This window comes from Frankia sp. CeCAU1 (assembly GCF_977971845.1).
In genome coordinates this window covers 1-20995 of record NZ_CDWWXA010000087.1, presented here as the reverse complement: position 1 = coordinate 20995, position 20995 = coordinate 1, and the positions used below count along the sequence as shown (strand labels likewise).

At 69.1% G+C, this 20995-nt stretch carries 15 protein-coding genes and 1 pseudogene; 8 read left to right on the top strand and 8 right to left on the bottom strand.

The annotated features are described in order from the left end of the window. Window positions 1-325: 325 nt before the first annotated feature. Window positions 326-1300: a UTP--glucose-1-phosphate uridylyltransferase gene (locus AC08OO_RS15465; RefSeq protein ID WP_476618687.1), complete on the bottom strand. Its 975-nt coding sequence runs from the start codon at window positions 1298-1300 to the stop codon at window positions 326-328. A gap of 351 nt (window positions 1301-1651) precedes the next feature. Here AC08OO_RS15465 and AC08OO_RS15460 point away from each other — a divergent pair, with 351 nt between their 5' ends. Both AC08OO_RS15460 and AC08OO_RS15455 read left to right on the top strand, forming a co-directional pair. After that, a complete protein-coding gene (locus AC08OO_RS15460; RefSeq protein ID WP_476610559.1) occupies window positions 1652-2698 on the top strand; it encodes a 5-formyltetrahydrofolate cyclo-ligase in 1047 nt (348 codons plus the stop codon). Further along, a pseudogene (locus AC08OO_RS15455) lies at window positions 2647-2883 on the top strand (FmdB family zinc ribbon protein); the annotation flags it as partial. The gene AC08OO_RS15460 and the pseudogene AC08OO_RS15455, both read left to right, overlap by 52 nt. A gap of 14 nt (window positions 2884-2897) precedes the next feature. On the opposite strand, the gene AC08OO_RS15450 reads toward AC08OO_RS15455, so the two are convergent. Continuing rightward, window positions 2898-3107 carry a hypothetical protein gene (locus tag AC08OO_RS15450; protein ID WP_476618686.1) on the bottom strand — a complete coding sequence of 70 codons (210 nt, stop codon included), beginning with the start codon at window positions 3105-3107 and terminating at the stop codon, window positions 2898-2900. A gap of 375 nt (window positions 3108-3482) precedes the next feature. Further along, window positions 3483-3713 (bottom strand): hypothetical protein, encoded by a 231-nt coding sequence (locus tag AC08OO_RS15445; protein WP_173645797.1) that lies wholly within the window; start codon window positions 3711-3713, stop codon window positions 3483-3485. Window positions 3714-3790: 77 nt separating this feature from the next. On the opposite strand from AC08OO_RS15445, the gene AC08OO_RS15440 reads away from it, so the two are divergent. From AC08OO_RS15440 to AC08OO_RS15425, 4 genes are all read left to right on the top strand, one after another. Next, the gene (locus AC08OO_RS15440; RefSeq protein ID WP_043591359.1) at window positions 3791-4087 is read left to right on the top strand and encodes a hypothetical protein; all 297 of its coding nucleotides are present in this window, start codon (window positions 3791-3793) and stop codon (window positions 4085-4087) included. A gap of 268 nt (window positions 4088-4355) precedes the next feature. Further along, a complete protein-coding gene (locus tag AC08OO_RS15435) occupies window positions 4356-4499 on the top strand; it encodes a hypothetical protein (RefSeq protein WP_476608347.1) in 144 nt (47 codons plus the stop codon). Between the two features lie 391 nt (window positions 4500-4890). Then, on the top strand, window positions 4891-5172 hold the full coding sequence (locus AC08OO_RS15430) for a metal-sensitive transcriptional regulator (RefSeq protein WP_011438415.1): 282 nt from the start codon (window positions 4891-4893) through the stop codon (window positions 5170-5172). A gap of 252 nt (window positions 5173-5424) precedes the next feature. After that, the gene (locus tag AC08OO_RS15425) at window positions 5425-6117 is read left to right on the top strand and encodes an alpha-ketoglutarate-dependent dioxygenase AlkB (protein ID WP_011438416.1); all 693 of its coding nucleotides are present in this window, start codon (window positions 5425-5427) and stop codon (window positions 6115-6117) included. A 128-nt stretch (window positions 6118-6245) separates the two neighbouring features. On the opposite strand, the gene AC08OO_RS15420 is transcribed toward AC08OO_RS15425, so the two are convergent. The 3 genes from AC08OO_RS15420 to AC08OO_RS15410 form a co-directional block, all read right to left on the bottom strand. Next, window positions 6246-8969, bottom strand: coding sequence for a protein kinase domain-containing protein (locus AC08OO_RS15420; protein WP_476610561.1), 2724 nt, complete (start codon window positions 8967-8969; stop codon window positions 6246-6248). Window positions 8970-9170: 201 nt separating this feature from the next. Next, complete coding sequence (locus AC08OO_RS15415; RefSeq protein ID WP_023840991.1) at window positions 9171-9809, bottom strand: response regulator; 639 nt, start codon at window positions 9807-9809, stop codon at window positions 9171-9173. A 136-nt stretch (window positions 9810-9945) separates the two neighbouring features. Continuing rightward, window positions 9946-14175 carry a hybrid sensor histidine kinase/response regulator gene (locus tag AC08OO_RS15410; protein WP_476610562.1) on the bottom strand — a complete coding sequence of 1410 codons (4230 nt, stop codon included), beginning with the start codon at window positions 14173-14175 and terminating at the stop codon, window positions 9946-9948. 172 nt (window positions 14176-14347) lie between these two features. Here AC08OO_RS15410 and AC08OO_RS15405 point away from each other — a divergent pair, with 172 nt between their 5' ends. Together AC08OO_RS15405 and AC08OO_RS15400 are read left to right on the top strand one after the other, a co-directional pair. After that, window positions 14348-16672, top strand: coding sequence for a SpoIIE family protein phosphatase (locus tag AC08OO_RS15405; RefSeq protein ID WP_476618685.1), 2325 nt, complete (start codon window positions 14348-14350; stop codon window positions 16670-16672). A gap of 248 nt (window positions 16673-16920) precedes the next feature. Further along, the gene (locus AC08OO_RS15400) at window positions 16921-17679 is read left to right on the top strand and encodes an ATP-binding protein (protein WP_476610564.1); all 759 of its coding nucleotides are present in this window, start codon (window positions 16921-16923) and stop codon (window positions 17677-17679) included. A 296-nt stretch (window positions 17680-17975) separates the two neighbouring features. Here the strand turns inward: AC08OO_RS15400 and AC08OO_RS15395 are convergent, their stop codons facing one another. Together AC08OO_RS15395 and AC08OO_RS15390 are read right to left on the bottom strand one after the other, a co-directional pair. After that, a complete protein-coding gene (locus AC08OO_RS15395; RefSeq protein WP_011438422.1) occupies window positions 17976-18422 on the bottom strand; it encodes a hypothetical protein in 447 nt (148 codons plus the stop codon). Between the two features lie 371 nt (window positions 18423-18793). Next, window positions 18794-20200 carry a type III PLP-dependent enzyme domain-containing protein gene (locus AC08OO_RS15390; protein ID WP_476610565.1) on the bottom strand — a complete coding sequence of 469 codons (1407 nt, stop codon included), beginning with the start codon at window positions 20198-20200 and terminating at the stop codon, window positions 18794-18796. Between the last annotated feature and the right edge of the window lie 795 nt (window positions 20201-20995).

Genomic DNA, 20995 nt, shown 5'->3' with positions numbered 1-20995 from the left:
TTCTCTGCCCTTCGATGCACCACTCGTCGCACGCCGGGTCCGGCATCACCCAGGCTACGGCCGTCGAAGCCCGGATCCCTCTTACCCGCAGTTACCTTCAGGTAGCTCCAGCGGTCGGGGCGGGGCGCGTCCGCTCCGGGCCTCCCGGTCCGGGTCTCCCAGTCCGAACGGCATGCCGCGACCGCCGGGCGCTGGCCGGTTCCGGGAGCGTTCCGGTCCTTGCCGGAGTCGTCACTGGAGCCGTCAAGGCCTACCCGAAGAGAAGCCGGGACATCCCGACACCCTCAGGCGATGAAGAGGATTAAATTTAAGCAATGTGGATAAATTAGGACAATGCTGCCTTCGGGCCACCTGACGCGACATACTCCTCGATCCACGGGTACAGCTCGGGGCCAAGGTCGGCGCGCTCGCATGCGAGCCGGATGACGGCCTTCAGGTAGTCCACCCGGTCACCGGTGTCGTACCGCCGACCCGTGAAGATCACCCCGTGGACGGGCTCGGCGGCAGTGTCGGTGTCGGCGTCCCCCGCGGCACCGGCCGGTTCGACCGCCCGTAGCGCCAGGATCCGCAGGGCGTCGGTGAGCTGGATCTCCCCGCCCCGTCCCGGCTCGGTCCGCCGCAGGACGTCGAAGATCGTCGGCGAGAGGATGTACCGCCCGATGATCGCCAGATTGCTCGGGGCCTGCGCGACCGGTGGCTTCTCGACCAGGTCACGGATCCGCACGATCCCGTACCGGTCGTCGGCACCGCCGGTGTCGGCACTGGTGCCGACGGACTCCACCGTGGCGACGCCGTAGAGGGAGACCTGGTCCTCGGGCACCTCCATCAGGGCGATGACGCTGCCCCCGAAGCGGCGCTGCACGGCAAGCATCTCCTCGAGCAGCAGGTCCCGCTCGTCGATGAGATCGTCACCGAGGAGGACGGCGAACGGCTCGTTTCCCACGTGCGCCGCCGCGCAGAGCACGGCATGACCGAGCCCACGCGGCGACTGCTGGCGGACCGAGTGGACCTCGGCCAGTTCCGCCGACGCCCGGACCCGACGGAGACGAAGATCGTCACCCTTCCGTTCGAGGGCCGCCTCGATGTCCGCCTCACGATCGAAATGATCCTCGATCGCCTTTTTCGTGCGGCTTGTGACAAGCAGGACATCGCGCAGGCCGGCGCGGGACGCCTCCTCGACGACGTATTCGATAGCCGGTCTGTCGACGACCGGCAGCATCTCCTTGGGGACGGCCTTCGTCGCCGGCAGGAAGCGGGTCCCCAGACCCGCGGCTGGAATGACCGCCTTCGTTACTGGCATAGCCGAAACCTTAGTCGGGTCCGTGGACACGGGCACCGCCCATGGCCCCGGCACAGGCAATGCACAGCTCACGGTGGCCGCCGGTCCCGCCCGCCGCCCGCCGCCCGCCCGGACATGCGCCGCGGGTCCGAGAACGAGCCCGCGGCACCCCGTGCCACCCGGTCCACCACCGACAGCACCCCTACCGGTGACTGACAACACCTCCACCAACAACCGATAAAATCACCATCAGTAACTATATATGCCACAATTGGCAACCTGGACCCCCTCCGCCCGACATCACGCCCACGTTCGCGTGCCGTATGCCGCGGCAACCCCCCGCTGGCGGCCAACCTGCGGGAGGCTGTCAGTGTGCAGTGGAATGACCGGCCTCCGGGTGATCTCGACGAAGAGCTCACCGTCGAGCTGACGATCCGTCCGCATTCCGGACCGGTGTCCGGACGCGGGAGTCGGCCAGCGGACCCCGGGCGTGCCCGCCCCCGTCACGACGGTATCGACCGAACCCCCGGCACCGGCTCCGAGGCCGGCGGCGGCTTTGGGCGGATCGCACCCGCCCTGGTCGGCGGCGCGTCGGCGCTGGGTGAGACGAGTACGGCCATCCAGGCCGTCAGGACAGACGCGGGCGGGACAGCCCCGGCGGGAGGGACCGTCCCCGCCGGTGTGGCGAGCGAGGCAGGCGAGACGAGCGAGGCAGGCGAGACAAACGAGGCAGGCGAGGCAGGCGAGGCAGGCGAGACAAACGAGGCAGGCGAGACGAGCGAGGCAGGCGAGACAAACGAGGTAGGCGAGGCCAAGGCTCGCCTGCGGGCCCGGCTACTGGTACAGCGCCGCGCATCCGTGGCCCTGCGTCGGGGCTCGCTGTCCAGGTCGGATGCGTCCCGACTGGCCAACCGCATCCAACGGCTGCCCGAGGTGGAGGCCGCGCGGTGCGTGGCGGCGTATGTGGGGCTGCCCGGCGAGCCGGACACCGCCGAACTGCTCGATCGACTGCTGGCTCGCGGGGTGCGGGTGCTGTTGCCCGCCCTACGCGCCGATCTCGATCTGGACTTCCGGGAGCACGTCGGAACGCTGGTGCCCGGCGCGCTGGGTACCCGCGAACCACCGGCGGCGGCACCCCGTGGGGTTCTCGCCGAAGCCGACGTGGTGATCATCCCGGCACTCGCGGTCGACCGGACGGGCCGGCGTCTGGGGCGCGGTGGGGGCTCCTATGACCGGGTGCTGGCCCGGGTGGGCGCCGACGTTCCGGTGATCGCCGTCCTGCACGACCAAGAGGTTCTGGATGAGATCCCCATGGAGCCCCATGATCATAACGTGAAGATCATCATCACGCCGAGCCGTACGCTACGGTGCGAACCAACCCATGGCACCGGGGAACATCTCGGGCCCTCTACAAGCTAAAGTTGGCAGTCTCCACGTCAGAGTGCCAACTCCGGGAGGAGCACGTGCCTACCTACCAGTACCGCTGCACCGACTGCGGGCGTGACCTTGAGGCCGTACAGAGCTTCAGCGACGTATCACTGACGGAGTGCCCGGCCTGCGCCGGACGACTTCGTAAAGTGTTCGGTTCGGTGGGCGTGGTGTTCAAGGGCAGCGGCTTCTACAAGAACGACAGCCGGTCCAACTCCTCCGGCGGGTCCACGCAGCACCGCCCCAAGGACGTCGGCGACGCCACGGCCACGGGTAGCAGCAGCGAGGCGACATCCGGGGGGAGCACCAACAGCTCCGCCAGCTCGGACTCGTCGTCCTCGACCTCGTCGGGCGGCACCGCCACGGCCTCCTCGACGACGTCGACTCCGGCCTCCAGCACCGCGGCGGCCTGACTAGCCGCTGGATCCGCCCAAGGCGTCCGGGCATCTCGGCCTGGACGCCTTTGGCATGCCCGGACACCGAGCACCCAGCTCCTCCCCGTCTCGGCTCACCCACCGGCCCCCGGATGCGGTAATCGGGAGATGCCGACGAGGGTTTCCAGATCTTGCGTCACACCATGACCTTGGAAGCCATCTCTTCAGGCTCGGCTACGGCCAGCCCGGAGTTCGGACTTACTCATCTAACGGAAGCCCTTCCGCCCCACTGGCGGCGTTTTTCGGCCACCCTGAACCGGCCGCGCCACCGGGGTGGCCCGGAGCCGCTGGTGCCGACAGATCTGACCTGATGCGGTGGCCTCGGCCGATGGCCGGGACGCCTACTGTTTGCGCCGCCGATAGTGCTCCACGATCCAGGCGTCTACCTCTCGCTTGCGCCAAACCCGGGTGCCTTTGGCACCGCTACCCATCGGCGCGTTGATGACCTGCAAGGGCGCCGGAAACCGGGAGTCCTTGCGTGTCCAGTAGTCCACCGCCTGGCGAGTGATCTTGAGTTGGAACGCGATGTCCCCGATGCCGACCAACTGCTCACCGTCGTCCACGCGGAACATCGTAACCACTTTGCTCTTCCTCAAGAACCTCGCTAGGGTCTAATTTGCTGAGTAGCAAATAGATGGAGGAGGAAACCATGCCCCCCACCCCGCGCCGCCTGGATGAGGTCCGGGCACTGTTAGACCGGGACGAGGACTACGACGAAGATCCGGTCGGCGATCCGCCGATCACGGTGAGCCGCTACCGGGCGTCGATACGGGCGGTCCTGGCCGCCCGGGTACCGGAGCCCGGGATACTCGCTTCTGCCTGGTCCCAGCGGGAGACGGATGCCTTCCTGGCCGGAAGCCGGGCGACCCTGCGCCTGGTCGTCGAGATAATCGGGCACGCTTTGGCGGCGGCACCCACCGGAGACGGCAGCGGCGGCGTAGATTGACCGGCGGCGAGCGGGCGGCCAGGCGGCCGGGTGGCCGCCCGCTCGGTAGCATGCCGGCGGCCATCGGGAGTAACAAGCACACTCCGGGCAGCCCACCGAACAACGGCAGGTCCTAACCCGTACCCGGCCGGAGTCCAATCCCGCATCCAATCCTGCAAACGATTCACCCGAAGCACTGTCGGGATCGCGACACCAGACCGCGGCACCAGGCCGTATCCCGCGCCGGGACCTCGGTTGCGAACAACCTGCGCCACACGAGGGGAAGATCATGGGGGCCACAGAGCCGCGCGACGACGAACTGTTCGACGACGAACGCGAGATCGGTTGGGGTGACGAGTCATTGTCCGAGGAAGAGGACCCGGACATCGAACGACTCCTCGCCGATCTTCCACCGCACCACGTCGACCGCTGATCCGGCGGCGAACCCACTCGTCACCACCACCCCCCGTCAGCAGGGCGAGAAAGTGCACCACTCGGCACTTTCCGGGCGCAATTATGGGGCGCCGGGTGCGGTTTGCCAGGAACGATCCGGGCCGGGTACCCAGCCAGCGGGGCGGCGTCCGCGCAGTTAGGCAGGACGTGAACGGGCAACCCGAGCCTGTCCTGGAGGACCCGCGCCGCTGATACCGCACGGGCGGTGAATTCTCACTCACAGTGATAATTGTGGGACACGTCACCGCCGGGAGGAGCCTCGGTTCGAATTCCAGTCGGCGGTTGGCGCCGGTATCTCACCGAATCCCAATCCGACGACCGGCTCCGGCCCAGGTACCGTAGGGGGGTACCTGGACGGGAAGGCGCGATGGATGCACGGCTACACCAACACCAAGGACGATTACACCGCTCGGCTTCGCCGCATCGAAGGCCAGGTCCGGGGGCTACAGCGCATGATTGCCGAGGACAAGTACTGCATCGACATCCTCACCCAGGTCTCGGCGACGACCCGGGCGTTACAGTCGGTCGCCCTCGGGCTCCTCGAGGACCATCTGACGCACTGCGTGACGCACGCCGCCGCCGAAGGCGGTCCGGTGGCCGACGAGAAGATCCGGGAGGCGTCGGCCGCGATCGCGCGGCTCGTTCGGTCCTGACCACGGCTGTTGCGGTGAAGGCGGTTGCGGTGAAGGCGGTTGCGGTGAAGGCGGTTGCGGTGAAGGCGGTTGCGGTGAGACGACGGACATCGCTTTCGAGGTTCGTCGAGGTCCCCGGGTCGGGTGCTGCGCAGGTCATCCTCTGCTGCGCAGGTCATCCTCGCCTGTTCACCTTCACGGAATATGCCTCCTGGATCTCGCAGGTTACGCCGGACGGCCCCGGACCGGAGCCGTCCGGGTAGCGTCGGCCGGGTGACGAGCGAGACCGACGGCACCGCGGTGCCCGCCAACGGTGCGGTCGACCGCACCGCGTCGGTGCAACGGATCTGGCTGGACGACCGGTCCTGGGTCGACGTCACGCGCGGATGGCTACGCGAGGCCGACCAGCTGTATGAGACCCTGCATGCCGAGATCCCCTGGCGACAGGGAACCATGTGGCGTTACGAACGCCACGTCACCGAACCACGGATGAGCGCCTGGATCCCGCGGGGTCGGCCGGTCGCCTTTCCCGCCCTGCTCGACGCCTACCGGACCCTGCGGCGGACCTACGGCGTGGAGTTCGACGGCTTCGGCCTGTCGCTGTACCGGGACGGAGCCGACGGCGTCGCCTTCCACCGGGACCGCGAGATGCGCTGGCTCGACGACACGGTGATCGCCATCCTCACCCTCGGTGCCCGGCGACCGTTCCTGATCAAGTCTCGCCACCTGCCACCCGGCCGACGGATCCTCAACGACCCGGAGGCATCCGGCGCTCGCGACCTCTCCCCGGCCGGCGGTGATCTGATCGTGCTGGGAGGTCGGGCCCAAGCCGACTGGCTGCACGCGGTGCCCAGGGTCCCGGAGCACGTCGCCGGACGCATCTCGGTCCAGTGGCGATGGACGTCCCGGACCGGCCGCCCGGAACAGGGCCCCGGTTACGGCGCCGCGCGCCACTTCTCGCGATAGCCGCCGTCTGCCGGCTCCCCGAGGCATCCTCACCCGCCCTCACCCGCGGCACCACCAGCAGCAGGCCGGACATCACGAGGAACGCGACCAACCCGGCCGGTCACCGGGCGGGTCAGTCACAGGGCGGGTCAGTCACAGGGCGGGTCGTAGTGCCGGTGACCGAGGTAGGTCCGCCACTGCTCCCGATTGATGCGGCCCTCGGCCCTGGCACAGATCTCGTCCTCGGCTGCGAGCAGGTCGAGCTGCCAGAGACGGACGGCGTCACCGGCCACGACTGCGAGGACGCCCTCATGTCCCGGAGGTCCGAAGACCGTCGCCGTCGGCGCGGTGCCGACCGGCAGGGTGGCCCGCTGCACCGGCCGGGATGGTGAGCGCATGTCCCAGAGTGTTACCTGACCGGCCGGGGTACTGACAGCGAGGACCCGCCCGTCGGCGGAGAGCGCGATCGAACCGGCCTGGCCTGGTCGGCTCGCGATGGCGGTGAGGCGGTGCAGTCCCCGGGGGCTGTCCAGCCCATAGATCTCCGTCAGCGAGCCGCCGTCGGAGGTACTCGCCACGGCGAGCCACCGGCCGTCCGGGCTGACGAGGAGCTTGCGGACAGTGGCGGGGGCGGTCAGCTGGGCCCGGCGGCGCGGTTGCCCGGCAGCGGTCACATCCCAGACGGAGAGATGGCCTACCCCCCCGACCGCGAGCGAGTCGCCGTCGGGGGTGAAGGCGAGGCTGGTGACCTCCGCCGGCTGGGGCAGCTCGGCGAGGGCGCGAGGATTCTGCGGATGGCCGATGTCCCAGAGACGGACGACGCGATCGGCGCCCGCCGAGGCCAGGATCCGACCATCCCCGCTCACCGCAACGCTCGCCACCGCACCCGTGTGTCCCCGCAACTCGGCGAGCAGACTCACCCGTTGACCGGTATTGATCGCCGACTGGAGGTCACCGTCGTCCGTGGACCCGGGCTGGGCCAGCCGCCATAACCGGATCACCCTGTCCGTCCCCGCCGTCACCATGATCGTGGACGCCCGCACACCCGTGGCCGGACCGGATGCGGGTATCAGCGCGACGGCGAGCAGGCCCTTCACCGCGGCCGCCGAGGCGACCCCGGCCGCGAGGGGGCTGCGGTCCCCCATGGCCGCGGCCACCGCGGGCAGGTCGGTGATGTAGCGCACCCGTCCAGGACCGATGATGTTCCACACCGACCCGCCGAAGTCACCGACGATGATCAGATATCGACCATCCGGGGTGATCAGCAGATCGCGGATCGCTCCCGTCGCCGGCCCGATCTGCCGGATGCTCGCATTGACCAGCGCCTCCGCCGCAGCCGAGGTCGGAGCCATGCGGTAGGCCGAGACGGCGAGTTGGCCGGCGAGATCCGGTTCCCGGTCGAGAAGGCGCATCGCGCCACGGGCCGCCTCACGCGACGTGGCCGCCGCGCTGCGCTCCCGCAGCGTATCGACGATCACAACGGTCGAGAGGACGAGCACCGAGACCGCCACGCCGATCGAGAGCACGCGTCGAAGCCACCCGCGGTCCAGGTGATCCCGCGGTGACGATGGTGACGACAAGGCGGAGACGTTCCCGGTTCCCTCCTGGACGTAGCTTGCGCGCGCTCTCGCGGCCGCGGTGGGCAGTGGGGCGGACACACCGGCCAGAACGGCCGACGGACCGGGAGACGACGGACCGGGAGACAACGGACCGGGAGACAACGGACGCATCCGCGGTTCTGCTCCGGTGCGGACGGCGCTGAGGGCGACCGCGGCGGCCGGCGGGACGGCCGTGATCTCCACGGCCGGCCCGGTCCCGAGCAGGGTCACGGTTTCGAGCACGGTCACGGTTTCGAGCACGATCTCGAGGCAGTGAATGGCACCGATGGCAGGAGCGGCGAGGTCGCTCGTGCCTACGACCTCCGGTTTCGTCTCGGACTCGACCGTCCGCCTCGTCTGCACCGGGACCAGCGTCTCGATGACACCCGCCGGCAGGGCGAGACGCCGGGTGGGTTCGACCGCAGGCTCCGCCTCGCTTCGTGTCGGATAGGCGATCAGCTGTTCGAGCAGTTCGGCCGCGGCCGGCCGGCGCTTCGGGTCCTTGCGCATCGCCGCCGCGACCAGCTCTCGCAGCTCCGGGCAGAACACGGACAGGTCGGGTTCCGCGTAGACGGCCCGCTGCAGCAGGACCCGGGGCGTTCCGGCACCGAATGGCGGCCGGCCGGTCGCGGCGAACAAAAGCATGCCGCCCCAGGTAAAGACATCCGATGCGACGGTGGCGGTCTGCCCGAGAGCCTGTTCGGGCGTTATGAACGCAAGTGTTCCGATACCGGACGGCGGTCCGCCCGGATTACTGATGCTTACCGCATTCATCGCTCGGAAGAGCCCGAAGTCAACCAGCCGCACTCCCTGCCCGGCAAGAACCACATTGATAGGCTTCAGGTCGCCGAGGAAAATTTCCAATTCGTGCAGTGCGGCCAGAGCCGTCGCCAGCCCGACGGCGAGCCGGTAGGTGTCTGGTCCGGACAACGCTGCGCCGCCGGCGACGGTTGCGGCGAGAGTCGGAGCGTCGATGAACTCCGCGACGACGTATGGGGGGCGAGCGCCCGTGTCGAGGTCGAGGATGGCGGCGAGGCAGGACGGCGCCAACCGGCGGATGTTGTCGAGGTCGACGCGCAGGCGCCGACGGAACTCTGCGTCCCGCCCGAAGGGCGCAGTAATCGTCTTGACGAGGACCGGACGCGCCTCGCCGTTACGTGCAAGAAACACTGGTCCTGTCCTGGCGTCGACCAGCTTCCGTTCAACTGTATACGGACCGATAGTCTGGAGATCAGCCCCGGTGAGCCCAGGAAGGTTGCGCCGGGATATCGCCATACGACGAAACCTCCTACGACTGCACAAACCGGCCGTGCCGGCACGGCGGCGGATCTGGTCGACAAATTCATGTTATCGGCGCGAGCCATGGGCCGGGCGCCCCCTTGTGGTGGTCGAGCACCCACACCCGCGCCATCCCGCCTAATGTTGGCGGGAGGCCGGATGCCCGCCGACGGGCGTGCCGGCCGGCGCCGTGGACGATCAGGCGTTCGTCGGCCGAGCGAAGGGCTGCAACCGGGTGACGAGTCCGCGGACCTCGGCCCCGGCCGCCGCCAGGGTCTCCTCGGCGGAGCTGCGGCTGCTGCCCTCCAGCAGGACGTCCAACGCGATCAGCCGCTCCGCGATCTCCGTCATCAGATCAAAGTCGCGAACACGCTGGTGGACCAGTTCGGCCAGCCGCTCGTTCTTCTCGAACAGCTCGACGAAGACGCTGACCTTGGCCCGGAGCAACCAGGGGTCGAAAGGCTTCGCGATGTAGTCGACCGCGCCGACAGCGTAGCCGCGGAACGCGTGATGCGGCTCGCGGTCGATCGCCGTCAGAAAGATGATCGGAGTGTCTCGGGTACGCCCCCGCTGCTTGATCCGGTGCGCTGTCTCGAAACCGTCCATCCCCGGCATCTGGACGTCCAGCAGGATCACCGCGAAGTCGTCCACCAGAAGACGCTTGAGAGCTTCCTCACCCGACGACGCCGTGACGAGATCCTGATCCAGCGAGGCGAGAATCGCCTCCAGGGCCATCAGATTGTCCGCTCGATCGTCGACCAGCAGGATCTTGCTGCGGGGCCGTTCCGTGCTCGGCCCACCTTCGCCGTCGACGGAACCGCCGGTCCGCTCGGTCACCCGCCTGCCTCCTCCTTCGCGATCGCCCTGCCGACCCGTGGTGGGCGTCGCCACCCCTACACGATCACTGATTGCTCCCGGCGGCATCTCACCGCCCCACCGATAGCCACCCGAATGCGCACCATACGCGATCTGATCAATACAGATACGACCGCATCACCCCGAGGAGGTGCTCCAGATCCACGGGCTTGGTGATGTAGTCGGTGGCTCCGGCGGTGATGCTCTTCTCCCGATCTCCCGGCATGGCCTTGGCGGTCAGCACCAGGATCGGCAGATCCGCGAACGCCGGCATGTCACGGATCATCGAAGTCGTTTCGTTGCCGTCCATGCCCGGCAACATCACATCCATCAGCACGAGGTGCACGGGCGGGGTGTCCTGCTGCAGCATACGGATCGCATCATGACCGTTGTCGGCGTAGAGGACCCGCATTCCGTACATCTCCAGCGCGCTGGTGAGCGCGAAGACGTTGCGGACGTCGTCGTCGACGACCAGCACCGTGGTGCCGACCAGGGGATCGGATCCTTCCGATCCCTCAGTCAGCGGGCGGCTGGCGGACTCGGTGGACTCGGTGGACTCGGTGAGGAACGGAGTCCCCACCGTGACGGGCTCGCTCGGCCGCCAGCCCGACGTGAAGGCCGCCGAGCCCTCCGCCGGTCCTCTGGCCGCGGCGGACCAGTGGGCGCCGCCGATCCCACCCGCGTCCCCGTGCCCGGCGGTTCCCCCCGCGCCGGGCCCGGAACGGGACGAAGACGAAGACGAGGACGAGGACGAGGACGAGGACGAGGACGGGGACGCGAGTGCCGCCGTGCCGAACCGGTCGGCGTCGGGGCTCTGCCATCCGTTCGCGGGCCCGGCATCGCGGCCGGCGGACGGTGCGGGTCCGCCACCCGGTCCCGCGTCCACTCCCTCACCCGACCGCCGCCCGAGGTACTGACCCGACGGATCGACGATCATGAGAACGTTGTCTGGCTCGCCCGGCGTGACCCCAAAGGGCGGCGTCTGCGCCGGCGGGGCCGACGGCAGGTAGAGGGTGAAGGTGCTCCCACGGCCGACCACGCTGGAGACCGCGATGGCCCCGCCCAGCAGGCGGGCGATCTCCTTGCTGATCGACAGGCCGAGCCCGGTGCCGCCGTAGCGACGCGACGTCGTGCCGTCCGCCTGCTGGAACGCCTCGAAGATCATCCGAAGCTTCTCGACGGCGACCCCGATTCCGGTGTCGGTGACCGCGAACGACAACACCGTGCCCGCGGAACACAGGCTCGGCGAGAGGAAGGGCAGATCCGGCCGGGCGACGGTGACGTCCAGCCGGACGGTGCCGGTGTCGGTGAATTTCACCGCGTTCGACAGGAGGTTCTTCAGCACCTGCTGGAGGCGCTGCTCGTCGGTGACGAACTCGGCCGGCACATCGGGAGCAAGGTTGACCTGGAATGACAGGCCCTTCTCCTCCGCCACGGGGCCGAAGACCCCGGCGACCGCGTCGCAGAGCGCCGCCGTGCGCACGGTGGTCGCATCGACGTTCATCTTGCCGGCCTCGACCTTCGACAGGTCCAGGATGTCGTTGATCAATTCGAGCAGCTCGGAACCGGCGGAGTGGATCGTCTCGGCGAAGTCGATCTGCTTGCGGGAGAGGTTACGGTCCGGGTTGTCGGCCAGCAGCTTGGCGAGGATGAGCAGACTGTTGAGCGGCGTGCGCAGCTCGTGGCTCATGTTCGCCAGGAACTCCGACTTGTACTGCGACGACAGCGCCAGCTGCTCGGCCTTCTCCTCCAACCCGATGCGGGCCAGCTCGATCTCGTGGTTCTTCTCCTCGAGCAGCGCCGCCTTCTCCTCCAGCTCGTTATTCGTCCGCTGCAGCTCGACCGACTGCGAACGCAGCTCCTGGGTGAGCCGCTGGGACTGGGCCAGCAGCTCCTCCGTCCGCGCGTTCGCCATGATCGTGTTCAGCACCACCCCGATGGTGTCGACGAGCTGGTCGACCAGGGTGAGGTGCAGCTCGGAGAACGGCGAGAACGAGGCCAGCTCGATGACGCCCAGCACCTGGTTCTCGAACACGACCGGCACGACGACCAGGTCGCACGGCGGCGCCTCACCGAGTCCGCTGCGGATGTTGAGGTAGCCGGCTGGTACGTGCTCGACTCGGATACGGTCGCGTTCCAGGGCCGCCTGCCCGATGAGTCCCTCGCCGAACAGGAAGGTGCCGTCCGAGCGGCGCCGGGGCACCGAGCCGTAGCCGGCGACGTAGCGCAGCTTGTCACCCTCGATGAAGTCGAGCAGGTAGACCGTGCCCTGCTGGGCGTTGACCGCGGGTGTCATCTCACTGATGATCATCTGGCAGACCGCGTAGAGATCGCGCTGGCCCTGCATCTTGCTGCCGATCCGGGCCAGGTTGGACTTCAGCCAGTCCTGCTGGGCGTTGACCTCGGTGGTCTCGCGCAGTCGCGCGATCATCTGGTTGATGTTGTCCTTGAGCTCGGCGACCTCGCCCTCGGCCTCCACCGAGATGGACCGGGTCAGGTCACCGCGGGTCACCGCGGTGGAGACGTCGCCGATCGCCCGCAGCTGGATGGTCAGCGTGGACGCCAGCTGGTTGACGTTGTCGGTGAGGTCCTTCCACGTTCCGGCGACTCCGGCTACGGTGGCCTGACCACCGAGCTTGCCCTCGACGCCAACCTCCCGGCCCACCCGGGTGATCTCCGCGGCGAACGAGGAGAGCTGGTCGACCATCGTGTTGACGGTGTCCTTCAGCTCGGCAATCTCACCCTGCGCGGTCACGGTAATCTTCTGGCTCAGGTCGCCGCGGGCCACCGCCGTGGTCACCAGCGCGATGTTGCGGACCTGACTGGTCAGGTTGCCCGCCATCGAGTTCACCGACTCCGTCAGATCCCGCCACACCCCCGACACCCCGCGCACATGCGCCTGCCCGCCCAGGTTGCCCTCGGTGCCCACCTCGCGGGCGACCCGGGTCACCTCGTCCGCAAACGACGACAACTGGTCCACCATCGTGTTCAGGGTGTCCTTGAGCTCCAGGATCTCACCCTGGGCCGCCACGGTGATCTTCTGCGACAGGTCGCCGCGGGCGACGGCGGTGGCGACGAGCGCGATGTTGCGGACCTGGCTGGTCAGGTTGCCCGCCATCGAGTTCACCGACTCCGTCAGATCCCGCCACACCCCCGACACGGCCCGCACGTGCGCCTGCCCGCCCAGGTTGCCCTCCGTGCCCACCTCCCAGGCGACCCGGGTCACCTCGTCCGCAAACGACGACAACTGGTCCACCATCGTGTTCAGGGTGTGCGCGAGGCCCGCAACCTCGCCCCGGGCGTCGACGGTGATCTGCCGGGTGAGGTCGCCGCGGGCCACGGCCGCCGCGACCTCGGCGATGCTGCGAACCTGGGTGGTGAGGTTGCCGGCCATGACGTTGACCGAGTCGGTCAGGTCGCGCCAGACCCCGGAAACGCCCTTGACCTGCGCCTGGCCGCCTAGCTTGCCCTCGGTACCGACCTCCTTGGCCATCCGGGTGACCTCGTCGGCGAACGCGGAGAGCTGGTCGACCATCGTGTTGACGGTCGACTTCAGTTCGTGGATCTCACCGCGGGCGTCCACCGTGATCTTCTGGCTCAGATCACCCTGCGCAACCGCGGTGGTGACCTGAGCGATGTTACGGACCTGGCTGGTCAGGTTGCCCGCCATCGAGTTCACCGACTCGGTGAGGTCCCGCCACACCCCCGAGACGCCCTTGACCTTGGCCTGCCCGCCCAGGTTGCCCTCGGTGCCCACCTCACGGGCGACCCGGGTCACCTCGTCCGCAAACGACGACAACTGGTCCACCATCGTGTTCACCGTGGTGCCGATCCGCAGGAACTCCCCGCGCACCGGCTGGCCGGCGATCTCCAACGCCATGTGCTGGGACAGGTCCCCCTCGGCCACCGCCGCTATGACCCGCGCCACCTCGTGGGTCGGCCGGGCCAGGTCGTCGATGAGGGAGTTCACCGCCTGCGTCATGTCGGACCAGCCGCCGGGGTTGCCCAGGTCCTCCATCCGCAGGGTGAGACGGCCGTCACGGCGGATCACCTTACTGACCCGGGCCAGCTCACGCGCGTGGCGCTCCTGGATGGCGGCCAGCTCGTCGAACTTGCGCACCACGTCGCCGGCGTAGCCGTCCCGCGCCGCGAGGCGGGTCGAGAAGTCGCCCTCGCACAGGCGGGTCAGCCCGTGCAGGAGATCCGCGATCAGCTCGTCGGCGGCCCGCGACGCCCGAGCGTCGTCCACGGGAAGGGATGCATGGGGCACGATGGTCGCGGTAGCGTCACCGCCTGGTGCATCCAGATCATGACGAGCCGAGGGTTGCGGGTCGTATGCGGGGCTCATTGGTCTCCTACCTGAGCTCAGTCGACACGAGCGTCTCGGGTCCCGGGCCGGGCGGAGGGCCCGGGACAAGGGCGGTCTCCCACGGGCACCGGCGTGGGGCGGCGTCGGTGGACAGGTGACACCAGCCGCCAGTATCCGCCTCACGATGGACAACGCAGGAGAGACTGAGTACATGTATGGCGCAGCAGGGGGTGGGACGATGCCTGCGCGCGCCATCGCGTTGCCGCCGACGCCCGACTCCCCCCGGGCCGCCCGGCGCTTCCTGCTCGAGGCGTTGCACGGGCAGCTGGACGACGACCTGCTGGACTCCGCGCTTCTGCTCGTCACCGAGCTGGTCACCAATGTCGTCGTGCACGCGGGCACCTCGGCCACCGTGGAGGTGCGCGCGGACGGTGACGGCGTGCGGGTCGGGGTCACCGACCGGCATCCGGTCCGCATCGGCATGGCCCGGGTAAAGAAGGTCGAGGACGCCGACTTCGGCATCGACGGGCTGCGCGAGGACGGCCGCGGCCTCGCCCTCGTCGACGCGCTCGCGACGAGCTGGGGGACCGAGCACGGCCGCGGTGGCAAGACCGTCTGGTTCCGCCTGGAAACCGCCGGCGACGGCTCGCCCACCGCGGCTGTGACCAGTCCCGCTGTGGCTGTGACCTGTCCCACGCCCCGCCCGGTACCGGCCCCCGTGGTACCGGCGCCGCGTCCGGTCCGGCTGATAGCCCGGGACACCGCCCGTGCCCTCACCGCCGAGGGCGAGGTCAGTGAGCTGCTCGCGCAGCTGGTGGACGCGCTCGCGGTAACCGCCGGGCTGGTGCGGCGTCCCGGGCGCGACGGCGGCCGGTCGGAGACCGTGGCCACGCTCGGGGCCGTCGGCCCGGTCACCGAGGCGCTCTTGTTCCCGCTGGATCCGACGCAGGAGAGCCTCGGCGAACTGCTGCTCTGGCCGGCGGCCGGCGGCCGCCCGAGTGGTTCGGGCGGCACCGGCGATTCGGGCGGCAGCAGCGATTCGGGCGGCAGCAGCGATTCGGGCGGAGCGGGTGTCCCCGGTGACGTCCGCCGGTTGGATGCCGCCGCGGCGGCCGGGCTGGACCTGGAACGCATCCGCCTGACGACCCGATGGATGGCCCTGGCCCTCGGCGGCGGCGACATGCGACGCGCCGAGGAGCGCCGCATCGGGATGCTGTCCTTCCTCGCCGAGGCGTCCGATCTGCTGGCGGGCAGCCTGGACCTGAGCCGCTCGCTGGCGCTGCTCGCGCGGTTGCCGGTCCCGCGGCTGGCCCAGTGGTGCGCGGTGTACCTGCACCGGGAGAACGCCGATCCCGCCCTGTGGGCGGCGGCACACGCGGAGGAGAACGCGGCGGGCGCCCTCACCGCTGCCGCGGTCGACCCGGACGGCCCGTTGATGGCGGCGGTGCGCTCCGCGAGCGGAGACCGAGTGCGTTCACTGACCGCGCTCGGCGGACCGGCGCTCGTGATGGTGCTGCGGGCCCGGCGGCGGGTACTCGGGGTGCTCGCGCTCGGCCGCCCCGAGGGCAACGCCTTCGCCGCGGACGAGATCGATCTGCTCGCCGACCTCGCGCGCCGGGCCGCCTTCGCGGTCGACAACGCCCGGCTCTACAGCCGGCAGGTGGAACTGGCCGGCACGCTCCAGGCGGGTCTGCGCCCACCGGAGCTGCCGATGATCGAGGGACTGGATCTCGGTTCCGCCTACGGCGCCGCGCAGTCGGCGGGTCTCGACGTCGGCGGCGACTTCTTCGACCTGCTGTGGGGTCCGCTCGGCTGGACGATCGCCATCGGCGACGTCTGTGGCAAGGGTGCAGAGGCCGCCACCGTGACCGGGGTGGCCCGCGCCGTCCTGCGGCTGCTGACGGGCCGGGGTACGGAGCTCGGCGAGGTGCTGCTCGAGTTGAACCGGACCCTGCGCGACGCCGCGTCGTCTCATCCGAACGGGCAGAGTCGGTTCTGCACCCTGGCCGCCGCCACGATCATGGCGCCGGCCGGCGGACCCGCGGAGGGCGAGCCCACCGAAACCGACACCGACACCGGCACCGGCACCGGCACCAGCACCAGCACCAGCACCAGCACCAGCACCAGCACCAGCACCAGCACCAGCACCAGCACCAGCACCAGCACCAGGATCCGACTGCGGCTGTTCCTCGCCGGCCATCCCCAGCCGGTGGTGCTGCACGCCGACGGGCGCGCCTCGCTCGTCGGTCGCCCGGGAACCCTGCTCGGCGTCCTCGACGACGACGAGGTCTCGTTTCCGGGGTTCGAGATCGTCCTGCGCCCGGGCGAGTCACTGGTCTTCTACACCGACGGGGTCATCGAGGCCCGCAATGGCGGGAAGCTGCTCGGCGAGGACCGGCTCCTCGACGCGATCGGGGGATGCGCAGGCCTGTCAGCGCAGGGGATCGCGGATCGCGTCCTGGCCGCCGCCGAGCGGTTTGCCGGCGGCAACCTGCGCGACGATGTCGCGATCCTCGTGGCGCGCGTGCCCGGCTGACCGGCATGACGGACGCTTCGGGGTACCTTCGAGGTACCTCCGCTACGCCTGCGGGCGTCCTGCGGACCCCGCGGGCACGAAGGCCCCGGGCCCTGCGGGCACGAAGGCCCACGGAAAGGAGGCGCCACCGGCGCCGCGCCGGATGCCAGATCGGCATAGCCTCAAGAGGTGCGATCCGGAAACAGAGGCTTCAATCCCCACCCAGTGGGTAGAGCCACCTCGATATCCTCGCACAGGCTTGGTGGTCGATGAGCGCGTCTTCGGTCCCGATGGATGTGGTACGGCAGGCAACGTCCAGTTGCCCACCCGCAACCCACATACTCGCCGAGCTCCCCTATCTGCCCTCCGCCGTCCCGCAGGCCCGCAGGGTGCTCCGCGAGGGCATCCGGCTGGCGGACCTTCCCGAGGACCTGCGCGGCACCGCCGAGCTGCTCGTCAGCGAGCTCGTGACGAACGCGGTCAAATACGGGCAGCCGCCGCTGTGGCTGCTTATCGAGATACGGCCCGGTCTGATCCACGCGTCCGTGTCGGACACCTCGACGGTTCTGCCACAGCGGCGTGAGGCCGCGCCGGACGCCGAGGGCGGTCGCGGCCTGCTGGTTCTCGACACGTTGGCGGGCAGCTGGGGGACGGTGGCGGTCGAGTCAGGGAAGTACCTGTGGTTCGATCTGCCCGTGCCGGTTCCGCCGGCGCCGGTGGTGGGTCGGCGGTCCGCCTCCGTCCCCGAAGCCGACGGCGCGGCCTCCCCGGGCGCCGGGAGCTCCTCGCTGCCCGAGGGGCCGTCGTCCGCCGACGGGTCGTCACCCACCGAACCCACCGCTGTGACCCGCTCCGCCCCGGCTGCCCGGTACTCCCCACCGATCCGTCCCGCGCCACGTCCCCCGGCCGCCTCCGCATCGGCCCTGCTGTCGTCCGCCTTCGGGATGTCCCCCTTCCCGGTCCTGTCGAGGCGGTCGGGATCGGACCGTGCCGGATCAGGCCGCACCGGAGCGGCACGCGCGGGTTGAGAGGCGGCCCGGCCAAACAACGCCAAGGCGGCCGTCACGATCATCACCAAAGGCCCCTGACGCCGTCACGTCATTCCCCGCCCGGCCCTCTCCCTCCCCCCCAGCGGATGGGCCCGGCATGGTTGGCGAATCACCCGATCATTGGCTCATTGGCTCAGCGGCTCAGCGCAGAGGGTCTGTGACGCCGGTGACAAAAGGGCGTGCGCTACTTGAAAAGCAATGCGGCACCAGATCGTGACGCCGCGTGACGTCGCGATCGTCCAAGCGGGCCTCGCCCCGCCGCGGGCCACGTCCCGTCAGACGACGGACGTCCATCCCTGCCCGACGACGCACCGCCAGATGCGGCCACCCGAACCGGTCGAGCCCCCGATGACGAGCTGGCCCGTGGTCACGCAGTCGGCGGGCTGCGGATCGGTGACGCTGATCCGCACCCAGGGATGCAGGATGTCGTTGCCCTGGTGGACGTTGAAGTTGTCCCCGAACACGCCGGCGCCGCCGGCCTTGTTGACGGCGAAAATGGGTTGGTTCAGATGGTCGTAGACGATGAACAGCTGGCCGTTGGGCCCGCCCGTCGACTGGATACGAAGCCCCTCGGCGCTCTGGTTGGTCGCCCGGAACACCCAGGGGTTGCCGGTGAAACCGCTCTGCGCGTAGGCGTAGCCACCGCCGCCGAGCAGCCCGCCGACAAGGGTCGCCGCGCCGAGCACGCTGATGGTCCTGAGACGATGTAGGTACGAAAACATGGGTCTTCTCCCCGATCGATACTCCCGGCCGTGTCCTGATGTGACTCCCGATCGGCAGTCACGGCTGATCTGATAGAAATGCCACTATAGATTGCTAGTTATCTATTCATTGTGACAGAAGTCCTACTTTTGACCAGCCGAATGGGCCAGAACCACGACACATCGGCCCCGCCGTCCGTAATGTCCCGTTTGGGCGCCAAGCCGATGAACGCTGCGTATCGCCCCATCAACAGATTGTCAATAACCCGAAAAATGCGACTTGGATTAATATTTTCTAGAATGTCAGAAATAACTGCCATGGCGGCTGGAGCGATGAGCTTGAACCTGGTGCTACCTGGTACTGAAGGAACATTCCTCTCCCGGGTATCCGATCAGCTCGACCGATCGGTGGGGAACGGAGCATGCCGCGTTCCCCGAAGCTCGACGCGCCGGGCCCGGGGGTGGCCGAGGAAATCCGGCAGTGCGAACTCGTATCCGTACGCACCCGCCATGGGGAAGACGACGACGTCCCCCGGCCGCACCCGATCGACCGTGATGTCACGGGCGAGGGTGTCCTCCGGCGTGCACAGCTCCCCGACCACCGTCACCGGACGACCTTCGACCACCGCCTCCCGCGTGTGCTCCGGCTCCGGCCCACCGTTCCGGCCCGATCTCTCCACGACGGCGAAGTTATGGACAATCTCCCACGATGTCGGCAGCGCGAAATGATGAATTCCGCCACGCAGAATCACGAATTCCGTCCCGTAGGAATGTTTGACGTCGATCACCTCGGCGGCGTACCAGCCGGAGTCGGCCACCAGCATCCGCCCCGGCTCGAAGATTACCCGAGTTCCGTCCGGCACCGGCAGCGAACTCAGTCCCTCACCAAATCGGATTAGGTCAAAGGGCCGGTCACCGCGCCGGTCCGGTTCGAACGGAACCCCGAATCCACCGCCCACGTCGACCATCCGCAGCTCGATCCCGGCCACGGCAGCCGTCCGGACGGCGAAATCGAGACACCACCGGACGTAGCCCAGATGGGCGGCGGCATCGAGATTGCCGGACACTGCGTGGACATGGAATCCGACGATGTCGATATGGGCCAGATCCGCCGCGAGTTCGAGCGCGGCGGGGACCTCCGTTTCGGGGATGCCAAACGCACTCGGCCGACCGCCCATTTGGAGGGAGCCTGCCAGGCCCACCTGGGCCGGGTTGACGCGCACCGCCGCCCGCACCCGACGGCCGAGCCGGGCCGCGACGGCGTCCAGGCGGCGCAGTTCACCGAAGCTCTCGACGTTGACGACGTCGACGTCGGCCGAGACCAGCGCGGTAAGCAGGGTCATCGACTTTCCCGGTCCGGAGGCGACCAGGTGGGGACGTCGGGCAGGGTCGACCCGGCCGTACGCTGCCTGCGCCAGGCACACCTCGTGCGCGGAGGAGACCTCGAAACCGTCGATGCCCCGACCGCCCGCGCCGGTCCTGGCCCCGGTCGGGGTGGAGCCCGGGCTGAAGTCACTCCGTTCCCGCCCCGACCGAGGGATGTCCGGACCGGTCCCACGCAACAGGGCGTCGAGTATCGGCGGAAAGCTGTTGGCCTTGACCGCGTAGCAGACCTCCGCCCACATGGGCAGGCAGGCCCGCAGCGCCGCGGCGTTCCGCGCGGCCGCCGCCGGGTCGTAAAAGTAGGCGCTGACCTCTCCGGCGCCGGCCGGCCAGGCACGCACCGCGGTCAACACCAGGCGGGGGAGGCTTTCGGCGGGCAGGGCGCGCAGCGGCGCGGCCGAGGGCGGCAGGTCCACCAGATCGACTCCTCACTCCAATCAGTCGTCGCTCCATCAGTCGTCCGAGACTCCATCAGTTGTCCGAGTTCAGCCGCGTCCCTCGCCAGGGACAGGACAACCCACTCTGCCGCCTGGCGCACAGCCGCCAGGCGCACAGCCGCCAGGCGCACAGCCGCCAGGCGCACAGCCGCCAGGCGCACAGGAGCGATGGCGTGTGCCGCGGGCTGCCGAGTGCGGACGCATGGTCCAGACGGGTGGTCCAGACGGGTGGTCCAGACAGTGGTCTCGGATGGGTGGTCTCCACCTGGACCCGACGCTGTCGGTTAGCCCGATGGTGGGGCGACGAAACACGGATCGGATCCGCAAACGGTGCCTGATACATCACACGGACCGCATCCGGCTTCCGTGCCGCCGGACGGTCGCGGGACGTTCGTCACCGCCATAACCGGTTGTCTGATTCGGATCAACGGGCGTGTAGTGGACATGCCGCAAACACCACAGCCTGAGGCCGATGTTTCTGCCGCAACCCGACTCCCCCCGGACGGACTATGAAGAGACCACCACGTCTGCTTGGCACCACCATAACCTTGCGCGGAGCAACCATGGTGCGACTGGCTTAAGTTAGGCTTCCCTCAATCAGCCTGCGCGAAAGGGAGTCGCCCGCGATGACGGTTTCCGCTCGTGACGCCGCCGGCGGCTCAGCCGGCCGCACGGCGCCCCCCGCGACCGTGCCTTCCGTAACCACGAGAGCCACGACGACGCCCCCTGCGACCACGCCCCCTGCGACCACGCCCCCTGCGACCACGCCCCCTG